Consider the following 12,478-nt stretch of genomic DNA (forward strand, 5'->3'; position numbering starts at 1 on the left):
TTAGGCTCCTTTGCCGGTGCGTTGTTGAGCGGCCTGCCGTCGCGCAGACCAAATGTTGCTGGGGTTTGGAAGCTTCGCCTGGACTGCCTCAGGCTCATCGGCAGCTGGTGGAAGGGTGTTGTCGATCTCGAAGCCCTTGCCCGAGCCGACCAGCTTGTCGAACAGCCGCGCCCGAACCACGGTCGCGTCCAGGCCAGCGCCGACATATTCGACCGCCATCTCGGGCAAGCGCGCCGCTACGCAGAGGTCTCGCACGGCTTTGGCGCGAGTCAACGCTGCCTGGACCGTGGCTTCGTCGGCCAGCTTGGTCGATGCGATCAGCGGTTCGACCAGGTTGCTGATGCCCGCTTTCGCACAAGCCTGGGTGATCATCAATGCCAACGCCGTCGAGTTAGCCGTGCTGGGAGCTGGGGGCTCATCGACCGGAGCGGGCTCGCTCGGGGTTTCTGGATCGGCCTGGCTGGCCTGGAGCTGATCCAACAACGCCTGCGGGGTATTTCGGTACCGCGCCAGAGTGGCCCCCTGCCCCAAGCAAGCCTGGACCTTGATGCCGTTGCCGATCTCGTCGGCCAGGCCCAGGTCCAGTGCCTCCTGGGCGGTGAGCCAGGTTTCCGCATCGACCAGACGCCGCAGTTCAGCGTCATCGACATTCGGCGCCTTGGCCTTGTAAGCAGCGATCATGGCCTCGAGCGCCTGGTCGAGAACATCCGCCACGCGCCGAAGGTCCTCGGCATCGCCGCCTACCCAGGTGTAGGGGTTGTGGATCATCAGCATGGCATTCGATGCCATCACCACGCGGTGCGCACCACATACCGCCACGCTGCCAGCACTGGCCGCCAGGGCATCGACCCGGCCGGTGCAGCGCTCACCCAGCCGGCTCAGTGCATTGTGAATCGCGAGGCCTTCGAACAGATCACCCCCGTTGGTATTGAAGGCCACCACCACTTCCGAAACGCCATCGTCCACCGCCTTGAGGTCTTGAATGAACTGGTTCGCGGTAATGCCCCATGCGCCAATCTCGCCGTATACATAGACTTCGATCACCTTGGCCCCGGCCTCGCCCTCCGCGGCTGCAGCGATCTTGTACCAGTGCCCATCCTCGACCTGCGGCATGGGCTTGGCCTTGTTGAAGATGCGGAACGGCATCAACGGTTTCATGTTTTCCCCTTCTCGTCGGGCTCATCCGGCTCATCCGTAATGGCCGACAAGCTGCTGTAGTTGAGGCCCAGGTCCTTGGCCCGGGCGATATCTGCGGCGTTCTCTTCGTCCACGATTTCCGCATCTGTGCCGGAGCGCAGGCACATCTCCGTGCGCGAGGCGAAACCCGCCCCCACCTCGAGCATCCGCGACTGAACGTCTTGAACGGGATGGATGTAGGCCCAGCCCTGTGGCACCCACCGGGTGCGCAAGTACTCACGCCGCCGCAGGACGTAGTCTTCCAGTTCCAACGCCCCGGCCAGCACCGCCATGTCCATCCATGCGGCTCGCACAGGGCGACACAACTGGTGGACATACACCTGGAACTGCAACTGCTCCAAGCGGCGGCGGAACTCGGTGAGCACCACGCGAATCGCCCGGTCGTTTACGTCGCGCATGTCGCCAGTCATCAGCTCATAAGGCAGGCCCGCCCCTGCAGCTGCAGCCATGAGCTGCTGCCGCATGAAGTCTGGGTAGTTGTTGCCGCCATCGGGCGGGTCGGAGAATTCCACCTGTTCCCCCGGCCCGAGCTCCTGCATAGTGCCGGGCTCCAATGCCACCATCGGCGTGAACGCATCTCGGTCATGGACAACCGGTGCGCCAGTGAGCATGTCCATCGGCGGATGCCCCGGCCCTTCCGGCGCGGGCTTGCGAACGAAGCCCGCGAACAGGTTCGCCACTTCCTGGCGAAACAGCACTGCGTCGTCGTAGTTGTCCAGGCTCCGCAGACGTTTCAGGATCGGCGCGAGCCGAGGCACACCACGTAACTGGCCTGGTTCCAAGGGCTCGAAGATGTGCAACATCTGCTCGGCCGGGACGCGCACTAGAGGGTTGTAGCCGGCATTGAGCGAGGCCTTGTCGCTTGGGTGGTTGCGGTAGCACCAGTAAGCAACGCGCCGCCCTATGCTGTTGAACTCGATCCCGGCGCGGATGACGTTGCCGGACCGCGTCACTTCGAACTTGTCGTGCGGGACGAATTCAGGTGCAAGGCACTGCACCTGCAGCGGGACCGCCAGTCCATCCTCCAGCCGGCGTGGCCGCAAGCGGACGAAACACTCACCTGATTGCTCGACCGTCCGCGCTACCAGCGCCTGCTGGCCGTAAAAGTCGGTGCGCTCATCCGCATCCGATTCGTCCACCCAATCCTCCCACAGCACCTGCATGGCCTTTCGCAGCGCCTTGTCGAGCAAGCGCGGTTGAGGCGTGATGCCGGTACCGATCAGGTTGCTGACCCGTTTGTCGATGATGTTGCCCGCATACGGGTCGTTGCGCACCGCAGCCCGCGAGCGCGAACGCAGGTTGCGCAGGGCTGGCATGATCAGGCTGTTTGGCCCCGTATCAGGGGCATCCCAGTTAGAGGAGCGCCGCCCTTCGGCGGCGCCCTCGTAGCTGGCCTTGATGCGCTCCGGCACCAGCAGGCCAGAGCGTGTGGAGATATAGCGACCGCTCACAAGCCCTTACCTCCGTGATAGAGCCGAACCACGCGAGAGCGGCGACCAGCTGCCTGGGCCAGCTCGGTGCGGATCAGATCGCGGGCCTTGATGAGTTCGTCCACGGTCCGATATTCGACGGTGCGGTCGCTGTAGCGAACGATACGTTCGCCACGGGCAATCGCACCTTCGACAGCCGCGAGGTGTGCCTGGGTGTATGCCATGTCAGCGTCTCTTCAGATAGCCACTGCTTGAGCTGCGGCGTTGCATTGGTTGAGGTGCCGGACGAGGCGGCGTTGGCGAGGCCGTAGGAGCGGGCCGGACTGGGCGCGGAGCCGGTAATTGCGACTCGACTTGAGCATCATCGTCGTCATCATCTTGCTCAACGGCCGACGGCTTTACTGGTGTTGGCTCCTCGAACAGGTTCGCCTGGGCCAAGGCTTGGCGCAGCTTCTCCCAGTCCTGCTCGCCGTAACGATGCAGTCCGAGGTAATTCGCCATGGCCAGGTTGTAAACCATGAGGTCGAGCGCCTCGTTGCGGTCGGCCTTACCCTTGACCCACTCGATTCGCTTGTACCCTTTCACATAGCGGGCGATCTTGCGTTCAGCCACGCACTGCTGGAAGAACTCATCAGGCAGATCCCTCGGGAAATGCAGCGCACCAGGACCCGACTCGAAGCTGTAACGGTTGTAGATCCAATCCTTAGCGGTATCGGTACCAACCATCCACAGCTCGGCGCCGTTGCGTTCGGTCTGGCCCTTCCAGGTGACATCCACCAGAGAGGGCCGCTGGGCAATCACGGGCTTGCCCGGCTTACTCGCTCCCTTCAGCGCAAAGATGTTGCGCCAACGGCGTACACGGGTGAACTGGTAGACCTCATGGGTGTGATGACCACCAGAGTCGATACCGACAGCCAGGATGCCCAGGCTAACGCCGCTTGGATGGCGGTACCGGACCTTCAATCTCTCGTCCAGCAGATCCCACGTACGCTGGTCAGCCGGATCGCCAGGAATAACCTGGTGATCAATGACCCACCGCTCCATGCCAGCACCGTAGCCCACCGTCATCGCCTCCAGACGGTTGGCTTGAACGTCGACGGCGCCAGTGATCACCAGCACGCCAACAGGCACGGTACCGAGGACATAATCCTCCTGCAGCGCTCGTGCCTGCAGGACTTCGGCCTTGGTCTGCTCGACCGCACTGTCCCATACCTTCGCCAAGCGTGTGTTGTAGAACACCTGCATGGGCTCAAGGTCGCCTCGGTCCTGGGCACGCTTGGCCTTCTCGAATTGCTTGGCCAGATCCGCCCATGAAGTCCAACCGAGCGGGGCATACAGAGCATTGAGGTGGAAACCAACCGTTTCACCGTCGCCCTTTGCGTGTGAGCGCCATTCCCCTTGGGCGAGCATCTCGCCCTTGTGGTGCTCCTCGATCAGTACATCGCAATCAGGTGAGGAGCACTTATAGTGGACGGTCTGGAAGTCAGCGGAATACAGCAGACGCTCCCACTCCAGCACCTGCATATGACCGCAGGTTGGACAGGGCACGTAGTAATACCGCTGGTCGCTGGTCTCAAACAGATCAGCAATGCGTGAGGCACCCTTGATGGTCGGCGAGCTAGAGAAGTAGAACTTGGCATTGCGTCCAAAGGTACTGCCCCGCGTCTCTGCAAGATCGACGGGGTCACCTTCTTCATCGACGTCCACGTCCCAGCGGTCAATTTCATCGCCGTAGATGTATCGCGCAGCAAGCTCGGCCAGGTTGGAGGCCGAACCAGCGGTGGTAGCGTACAGCGTGCCGCCCTCGAACTCTTTGGTATCCATGGTGTTGCGGGCATCCCGGGATCGTGAAGCCGCCACACGCGCCTTCAATTCAGGCGTTGCGGCGATCGTCTTACCGATCCGGGCCGACACCCGCTTGGCCAGGGCCAGGCTGGGCAGCAACGTCAGGATGTTGGAAGGTGCCATGTGGATCAGCGCCCCAATCCAGTTCAGGGCTATCTGCGTTTTCATCAGCTGCGAGGCGACCATCGTAATGACGCGCTTGCAGGGGTGCGCTGGCGAGAGGCAGCGCATGGGTTCACGGGCATACGGCGTCCGTGCTGTGCGGTATTTGCCGGGCTCGGCTGCACCGGTATCACGCGGGATCCGCATGTACTCGTCAGCCCATTCATCAACCCACAATTCAGGGTCGGGCGTTAGCCCCCGGCCATACGCTTCGCGGTACACCTTCGCACCGTCCGCGTATCCGGTGGGCATAGGTTCAGCTCTGTGTCATGGCTTGGTTGAGATCGGCGCCGCTCATCTTGGCCGCGTCTTCGAAGACTTGGCGGAAGGCGCCCGTCAGGCGTTTTTCGATTTCCCAGGAATCGCTCATGCCCGCCAGCTCGGCAGCGAGCTGCGGAGCAAGACCGAACATCAGGTCTCGGAGCGTACGGCCAGCTGCGAAAGCGGCGTCTTCCACCGCCTTGCGCTCAACCAGGTTGCCCTGAACTTTGTTGAACTCCGCCTCGGCTAGCTGGGCAAGGTAGAACTCGCGATGCGCCCTTGCCTTCTGGAAGTCCAGGCCCTTGCCTGGCTGCTGGACCAGTGGCTGCACCGCAGGTGTGTCGCCGCCTGGTTGTAGGTGGCTGCGCACATCCCGCTCCACCCGGTTTTCTTCATGCCGGGCCGCGACGGCTGCCTTGCTGGGATCGGCTGACTCGGCCAGTAGCGCCTCAGTGGCCACAACATCGACCTTGCCGTCGTCCGCGAGTACCAAGCGGTCCTGGCTGGCCAGTTTGGAAACGTAGGATTTCGACCATCCGCGTCGGGCGGCGAACTCCGATTTGGTCAAGTAGATCATGCTCAAAAGTCCAGTTCACCCAATTGATTCAAGGGGTTAACCAGTTCACCGCAGTTCACTAAGCTGGTAAACCTCCCGCTAACGAAGAGCCGCGGGTTTCCCGTCCCGTACCCCGGCCAAGTCGCCAGGGTCCCCGGCCTCCGCCGTATTTCCGACCGGTTCACTGACCTGGCTCGCCACTGCGTGGCGGCATCTCGCACACTCCCAGGCGCTTGGCGGCCCAGCGCTCGTACAAGCCGATGGCGACATCGGCACCAGCCATTGCGGTCAGGCAACCGAATGCCGCCGAAGCCCAAATCGATGCGCCGGCGGAGTACAGCAACATGATCGTTGCCATCCCGCAGACCACGCAGGCTCCGGACCGCAAGGCGATACGCCGAACCAGCGCCCAGCCACGAACACCCGCCTTGTCCGCTCGCCACATCTCGCCAGATACCCCACCGACCAGGGCGAGAGTGATCACGAGCCAGACCGGCATCTCGGCAAGCGCTTGTTGTTCGTTCGTCATCCCGTTCCCCAAATGCAAAAAACCCGGCGCGGTGGCCGGGTTTGCTGTGTTTGGCGAGCTGCTTTCTGCGCCCGCACGTCTCGAAGATGGGTACTTTTTACAGGTCGATTCCGGTGGCAGCAAGCAAGTTTTAATGCCACCCGACAATAAGGGGGAAATGCCTAGGGAATGTCTGGAAAATGTCGGGGGAATACACCACTCCGGCTTAGCTTCACTTCGGCGCTGCCCCACAGGTCCCAAAGGGTGCGGTGATGGTGGGACTTGTTGAGCCCTTGAAAATCAAGGGCTGTCCCACTGTCTAACTGTTTTAACCCTTTCCCGTGTAAAGAGAGAGATTAAAAGCACGCTGCGCGCAACGCGCGCGTAACGCGCTGCATACGCCCTATGTGCGCGCCTTCGTGCGAGTGGTGGGACGGTGGGACAGCCCGCGAATAGCGCGGGCTTGAGCTTGGACCACCTGCAAAAAACGTGGTAGTCCAGTGGTTGGACGGTGGGACCATGCGTGGCGGATCATGCAGCTCGCCCCATGAGCAAGCCTGCGATGCAGACGTGCGCCTCATGCAAGCGCTTGTAGTACGTGTCCCGGCTACACCCACAGTGGCGGTACTTCTGGTACAGCTCACTGTCGGCGTTGCAGTAATGCTCAGAGACTACCAGGTAGAGCTCCGGTGCCAGATGCTTGTTCACGATGATCTCGATGTCCGCAGACTCGTCCAGCAGCACCTTGCTGCCTCGAGTACCACGGACAAGATCACCCTTACACTCAATCAACAGGCCGAGCATGCTACCAACACCGCCTGCCGAATGACAGGGCTCAGGTGCATGAAGCTCTTGAGCCCACAACTTCAGCATCTCATCGATATGTTTGATCAAAAGCAGTCCTCCTTCGGCGCTGGCGGTTGTTGCTCCAGGGCGCTGGTGCGGCCCCAGCCCTCGGGCTTCTGGTACGCCCAGGGCCGCTTGCCACTCTTCGGAAGCGCGGCGAGCCGTCGACGCCGCCAACCCAGGCGGTGCATGATCGACCCCACACGCATCTGCTCGGGCTTGCCCCAATGGCCGGGATCCAGGTTGAGCGCCTGACCCAACACCTCGCTCCCGGTGACCGTCTCCCCGGCCTGCGATTCCTCCAGCCATTTGAGGATCGGTCCTTCCCATTCATCAACCACGAAGCGCTCTTCCTGCTCGGTAGTGAACAGTTCTTCCTCCTCGCGGGTGACCCACCAGATGTCACCGGCCTGGTAGCAGAACATGGCCTCGGCCCACAGCTGGTCACGGACCCGGCGCAACGCCTCCAGGTCGACCTTGACGCAGGCGACCGGCCAATAACGCCGATTACCGGTGGCGTCCTTGAGGTATTCATCTTGGTTGGTGGTGCCCGCGAAAACACACTGGCGTGGCACATCGCTCGTTCTTCGCCCATAGCTTTCGCGGTAGGTGTCGATGGAGGCCGAGAAGAACTGCTTGGCCTTGGTGCTCTCAGCCTTGTTGAAGCTGTCCAGTTCACCCAGCTCGACGATCCATTTGCCCCGGATCGCCTGGAACGCATCCTTGTCGCCCAAGGTAAACGGCGTGTCCATGAACCATTCGCCACCAAGGATGCCCAGCGCCGTGGACTTACCCGCGCCCTGCGCACCCTCGAGGATCATCACCGCATCCGCTTTGCAGCCCGGCTTCATCACTCGGGCCACCGCCGAGATCATCCAGCGCTTACCGACCTTGGCGCTGTACTCATTGCGGGGCACACCGAAGATTTCATGCAGCCAGCGCTCAAGGCGTGGCACGCGATCCCATTCCAGCTTGGCCAGGTAGGTGCAGACAGGATGGAAGGCGTTGTCGTGCGCCACAACACTAACAGCCTCGACCACATGCGAGGCCTTGACGCGGAGGCCCTGCTGGGCCAGCCACTTCATTACACGCATATCATCGATGTCGCTCCACTCCCCCGGCACGCCACCATAGGGCGCCGCCCGGAGGCGCATGATCTTCGAGCTGAAGGCGTTGTAGCCGATCACCCCGCTCCACCGCTCATCGTTGGCCAGGATCAGCTCGACGTTCTGCATGTGGGCAATAAGAGCGCCGCTCTCGGTCCTGGCCAGCATGTCTTTCCAGCCACCAGTAGCGGGGGGCTTGATCACCGCCGCGACCTGCCGACGAACTGCCTCGAGGCCTTCGGCACAGTGCAGGTCATTGAAGTCAGTCCACTTGGCCTCGCGATCGCCCGAGAAGATCGGGCCGACCACTTGGCCACCGACCACCACCGCCGCGTTGTTGGCCTTTTCCTCACCGGGGTTCCAGGGCTCACCTGTCGGTCGCTTGGTCTTCCAGTCATCATCGCGGCAGATGATGATGGACCGACCAGGGAAGCGCTCGCGAATGTGCTTGGCGACTGCCATCAAGTTGCCTGCATCGAAGGAGATCGCCACTGCCTGCGAAGTCGCCATGTGCAGGCTAGCGCCGGTGGCGTACCCCTCACACACCAGCACCGGCTCGCCGGGCTCAGGGTGGCCGCCGATCATGTGGAACGCCCCCTCCTTCGCCATGCCATGTGGCCAGTAGGACTTGTCGCGCCCGGTATCCGCTTGGGGCTCGGGATAAATAACTTGCAGGCCGACGATAGCGTTCTGGGCGTTCTGCATGGGGACGAGTACCGCGCCTGACTTTGGCGCATAGCGGACGCCGAAGCCGACCACCTGCTTGCGATCAAGGTAGGCACTTCGACCCTTTTCCGGCATGCGCTTGAACAGCGCTTCCGCACGCTTGGCCGCACGACGCGCCGCGTTGGCGGCGACCTCCGCAGCCCGGCGCTTGCCGTCAGCCTGCCGGGCACGCATCACTTCACGCTCTTCCGGGGTGAGGCCGCGACCGTCGGTTTTTACCTTCTGCGTTTCACCGAGGCGCCAGTCACCGAAGCTGCCGAAGATCAGGGCTTGCCCCTTGGCCGTGAGGTGCTCATGCAGGACATACCAGCCGTTCTTCTCCTTGCCCTTGTCATCCTTAGTGCGACAGCGGGTCAGTTTGCCGAAGATCAAGGGCTGGTCAGGCTGCAGGCCGTAGTCGTGCAGTTGGTCGAGTACCTTATCGAGCATGACGAGCCCCTTCCTTCTCGTTCAAGACCTGGCAATCCGTGCAACGCATGCAGCCTGGGGCAGCTAACCGGCGTGCCTGAGAGATTGGCTCATCACAATCCACGCACTCCTCAAGAGAGACGCGCACGGGGGCAGGCTTGCGGGCTGCCAGCGCCAAGTCCAAGTGCCACTGGGCGCGATCATTCGCCAAATCAGCAATATCAGCCACGACGCGCCCCCCGAGTGGTCTGGTTGACGTATTCGGCACGGCGGTACATGCCGAGCAAGCCCTGGATGCCCCGGAAGACTTGCTGTTGAATCTCCGCGAGCTCCTGATCGTCGACCTTGCCGTCGCCGATGCTGCGTGCCCAGGTTTCGGACAGATTGGCGACCTGGCGGAAGAACGCCGCAAGGCCCATGGTCAGGGTTTCGGGAACGTCATGGCTGTAGGCGCCGGAGAGCTCTTGCCAGATGGTGTCGCCGACCAGAGCATGCACCGAGTCGAGGAGCCGCGGATCTTTGGTCAGCTCGAGGATCTCGCCGAATTCCTGGACATTGACAATATGGGTGGGATGGGTGGGGGACAGCTTGTGCTGGAGTGTGGTGGCGTTGCGGCCAGTGGTGGCCGCGATGGCAGCAGCACCGCCTGGGTAGTCACGTACAGCATGGTACAGCGCGAGTTCGAGCGGCAGAACTTCGCGCTTGGCGCGCTCGAGGCAGCTCATTGCGGTTCGGCTCATGGCATTGTCCTTGTCGGTAGCCAGTGCCTGCGGCGTGCAGTGGTGGTGCATGCACCGCATAGCGGTTGAGAGAGTAAATAGCCGGTTAGCGGAGGCCTATAAGGCCTCGGGCCGGGGCGTCTATCCATCTATTGCCCCAGGCGAAGCAACCACCTCCCGTGGTGAAGGAGGTGACACCCAGGCTCCCTGCCTGGGCGGTGCGATCAAGGCAAACAGACCTATGTGGTGTGTCCGCATACCTGTCACGCGGCCCGGCAGCATCGTGGTGCTATTGCTGGGCTTTGGAGGCGATCACTTGCCTCCGTTCTGGCACATGGCATTACGCCATGAAGGCTGCCAGTGCCAGCGACGAGCGGTGGTGTTACACTCGCCGTGTGGCTTGAGAGAGTCACTGCCGGTGCAGTCCAAGGACTACACCTATAACGCCGCCCATCTGTGGTGGAGAAGCGGCTCCTGGCACGCGTGTCAGGATCTACGTGGTCAAGGACAGTTGTTTCGTGGTGTGCGCCACATCCTTGAACGCGGCCCGGTAGCACTGTGGTGGTACTACCGGGGGAAACGAGGCGGCCTTTAGGCCGCTTTTTTTCCGCCTGAACCTTGATCAGGAAGTAGGCGGTAATGCTGCAAAACAGACTCAATCGTTACGGCCCCTTGACTCTGCTCAGCTAAAGCGCGCATCAGCGAAACGCTTGGATCTTTGCTGGCGTAGCGAACGTGTATACGAAGGTAGTTAGCCGAGATACCGCACCGCTCAGCATACGCCCCCATCCCTTCTGTACCGAGTCGATCAATGTACTGTCGAAGTTTCATAGACTGCCTCCTTGCAGCCAAAGATAACCTTTAAGGTTAACTTTTACAATACCCAAGAGGACATTCACCTACAGGGTTAACATGTTCAGAATCCTTACCCATGAGAATCTCTGACACGCGACTACAAAACCTACGGCGCCTGATGGCTGAACGAAGCCTGCGTCTCGCTCAGCTCGCGGAAAGGCTGGAAAAGGCCCCTGCACAGGTAAGCGCTTTCGCTGGTAGAAACCCGACCAAAGGCATTGGTGACCAGATAGCTCGGGAAATTGAAAAGGCATTGGCCCTACCGACAGGCTATTTAGACATCCCCTCGAGGCTGAATAGCGAGCCTACGAATGCCACCGTTGTTAGCCATACAGGCAGGAAGCTACCGGTTATTGGCTCCATAGCAGCCGGTGCATGGTGCGATAGCGCAGCTCATTTCGACCCCCGCGAGGCTGAGGAATGGATTGATGCACCAGGCCCAGTCGGCCCACGAGCATTCATCCTGAGGGTGGAAGGCGTGAGCATGGAGCCCAAGTTCATTGAAGGAGATAAGGTCGTGATCGATCCTTCTCTCGAGGCGTTGCCTGGACACTTCGTTGCAGCGAAACGATCAAGCGATCAAGCGACGACCTTGAAGCAACTCCGCCAGGAAGGAAACGAACAATATTTGTATGCGCTGAACCCAGACTGGCCTAATCGAATAATTAAGATGACGGAAGAATGGAGTATATGCGGGCGCGCTCGCTGGAAAATATCTGACCTTTAAGGAGACTTAGGTCTTGCCAGAACAGAACAATGATAAGGATGCAGTTGGGCACGTTCGTAATCCGCTAACAGTGATATCAAGATTCGCAGCGCTAGCCGAGATTAGCGGAACGGCTGTCCTACCCTTTATAGAGCCTGAAAATCAAGCTACGTTTATATGGTTCTTGATGCTTTTCCCGGCACTCTTAGTAATCCTTTTCTTCCTCACCCTAAACTACAACCACAAAACCCTTTATGCGCCGTCCGACTACAAAAACCAGAACCATTTCTTAAGCCTTTTCGGTATAGCCTCAACCGACGAACGCCAAAGTAAATTGGAAGCAGAGTTGGATGAAGGGATCGCTGAACCGACGACCGATTCAACCAATCCACTGGACCCTGAAGGCCCTGTGATGCAGGAGTCCAAGCCCGACGAACCACGATCGGACGGACTGGATGCAGATTTGGGCGACTCTTCCAAGACCCAAGACGGTGAAGGAGTGAATCCAGTCAATGCAACCAACGAACCCGCACAGTCTTTAAAATCTATAAGCTTGGACTCGCTTAAAGAAACGCGGAGAAAAAGCCTCAAAAAAAATCTCGAACTAATTGAAAACACCGCAATATTTAAGCTCTGCAGAGCCACCAAAATCCAATTTGACAGACATTTAAAAATAGAAACAGGGGATGCCGACAAACCTATAATTTTTGATGGTCTATCCATCAGCACAAATCGTATCAATGCCGCAGAGGTCAAATTATTTGATACCGAAAAATTCAGTATCAACCGGCTGATTCCCACTTTGAGGGAAGCAAGCAGAGCGGCAGAAATTGTGCAGAAGTCGCTTGGAGCAGATTTTGTTTTTCACTTGGTGGTCGTCCTAAGCGAACATATCAATGGACAGCATGCCGACGCTATCGCATCCAGTATTCAACGAGTCGCCAACGCTTATGGGTTGACGACCAATGTCTACCTCATAGAGACAGCCAACCTCCTGACCACAAAAGCCAATTTTACGCTTTACACAAGGAATGACCCGAAAGGTTAACCAACGCCTTGACAAGTTAACCTTTGAGGTTATGATCACCCTCACTCTTCCACCACAGAGTGAGGCAACTCCATGCACACCACTGCATCACTGCACGTCCATCCG

At 59.9% G+C, this 12,478-nt stretch carries 12 protein-coding genes; 2 read left to right on the plus strand and 10 right to left on the minus strand.

What is annotated here, in order from left to right:
* The 10 genes from MKK04_RS17215 to MKK04_RS17260 all read right to left on the minus strand — a co-directional run bounded on the left by MKK04_RS17215 (position 1) and on the right by MKK04_RS17260 (position 9,785).
* Positions 1 to 1,158 carry a head maturation protease, ClpP-related gene (locus MKK04_RS17215; protein WP_241105804.1) on the minus strand — a complete coding sequence of 386 codons (1,158 nt, stop codon included), beginning with the start codon at positions 1,156 to 1,158 and terminating at the stop codon, positions 1 to 3.
* Positions 1,155 to 2,648: a phage portal protein gene (locus MKK04_RS17220; protein ID WP_241105805.1), complete on the minus strand. Its 1,494-nt coding sequence runs from the start codon at positions 2,646 to 2,648 to the stop codon at positions 1,155 to 1,157. Before MKK04_RS17220 ends, MKK04_RS17215 begins: the two co-directional genes overlap by 4 nt.
* Entirely contained in the window at positions 2,645 to 2,851 is a 207-nt protein-coding gene (locus tag MKK04_RS17225) for a phage head-tail joining protein (RefSeq protein ID WP_021785548.1), read from the minus strand. The genes MKK04_RS17220 and MKK04_RS17225 overlap by 4 nt, the downstream gene beginning before the upstream one ends.
* Before the next feature lies 1 nt (position 2,852).
* Positions 2,853 to 4,886 (minus strand): phage terminase large subunit family protein, encoded by a 2,034-nt coding sequence (locus tag MKK04_RS17230; protein ID WP_241105806.1) that lies wholly within the window; start codon positions 4,884 to 4,886, stop codon positions 2,853 to 2,855.
* 4 nt (positions 4,887 to 4,890) lie between these two features.
* Positions 4,891 to 5,472 carry a terminase small subunit gene (locus MKK04_RS17235; RefSeq protein WP_237859514.1) on the minus strand — a complete coding sequence of 194 codons (582 nt, stop codon included), beginning with the start codon at positions 5,470 to 5,472 and terminating at the stop codon, positions 4,891 to 4,893.
* 160 nt (positions 5,473 to 5,632) lie between these two features.
* Positions 5,633 to 5,980: a phage holin family protein gene (locus MKK04_RS17240; protein ID WP_021782200.1), complete on the minus strand. Its 348-nt coding sequence runs from the start codon at positions 5,978 to 5,980 to the stop codon at positions 5,633 to 5,635.
* Between the two features lie 510 nt (positions 5,981 to 6,490).
* Entirely contained in the window at positions 6,491 to 6,853 is a 363-nt protein-coding gene (locus tag MKK04_RS17245) for a PA0613 family protein (RefSeq protein WP_241105807.1), read from the minus strand.
* On the minus strand, positions 6,850 to 9,066 hold the full coding sequence (locus MKK04_RS17250) for a VapE domain-containing protein (protein ID WP_241105808.1): 2,217 nt from the start codon (positions 9,064 to 9,066) through the stop codon (positions 6,850 to 6,852). The genes MKK04_RS17245 and MKK04_RS17250 overlap by 4 nt, the downstream gene beginning before the upstream one ends.
* Positions 9,056 to 9,313, minus strand: coding sequence for a TraR/DksA C4-type zinc finger protein (locus MKK04_RS17255; RefSeq protein WP_442964545.1), 258 nt, complete (start codon positions 9,311 to 9,313; stop codon positions 9,056 to 9,058). The genes MKK04_RS17250 and MKK04_RS17255 overlap by 11 nt, the downstream gene beginning before the upstream one ends.
* The gene (locus tag MKK04_RS17260) at positions 9,267 to 9,785 is read right to left on the minus strand and encodes a phage regulatory CII family protein (RefSeq protein ID WP_241105810.1); all 519 of its coding nucleotides are present in this window, start codon (positions 9,783 to 9,785) and stop codon (positions 9,267 to 9,269) included. Before MKK04_RS17260 ends, MKK04_RS17255 begins: the two co-directional genes overlap by 47 nt.
* Positions 9,786 to 10,737: 952 nt before the next feature.
* On the opposite strand from MKK04_RS17260, the gene MKK04_RS17265 reads away from it, so the two are divergent.
* The gene (locus MKK04_RS17265) at positions 10,738 to 11,346 is read left to right on the plus strand and encodes a LexA family protein (RefSeq protein ID WP_241105811.1); all 609 of its coding nucleotides are present in this window, start codon (positions 10,738 to 10,740) and stop codon (positions 11,344 to 11,346) included.
* Between the two features lie 13 nt (positions 11,347 to 11,359).
* On the plus strand, positions 11,360 to 12,373 hold the full coding sequence (locus MKK04_RS17270) for a hypothetical protein (RefSeq protein ID WP_241105812.1): 1,014 nt from the start codon (positions 11,360 to 11,362) through the stop codon (positions 12,371 to 12,373).
* Positions 12,374 to 12,478: the final 105 nt, after the last annotated feature.

It is taken from the genome of Pseudomonas sp. LS.1a (assembly GCF_022533585.1).
In the GTDB taxonomy this organism is placed as follows: domain Bacteria; phylum Pseudomonadota; class Gammaproteobacteria; order Pseudomonadales; family Pseudomonadaceae; genus Aquipseudomonas.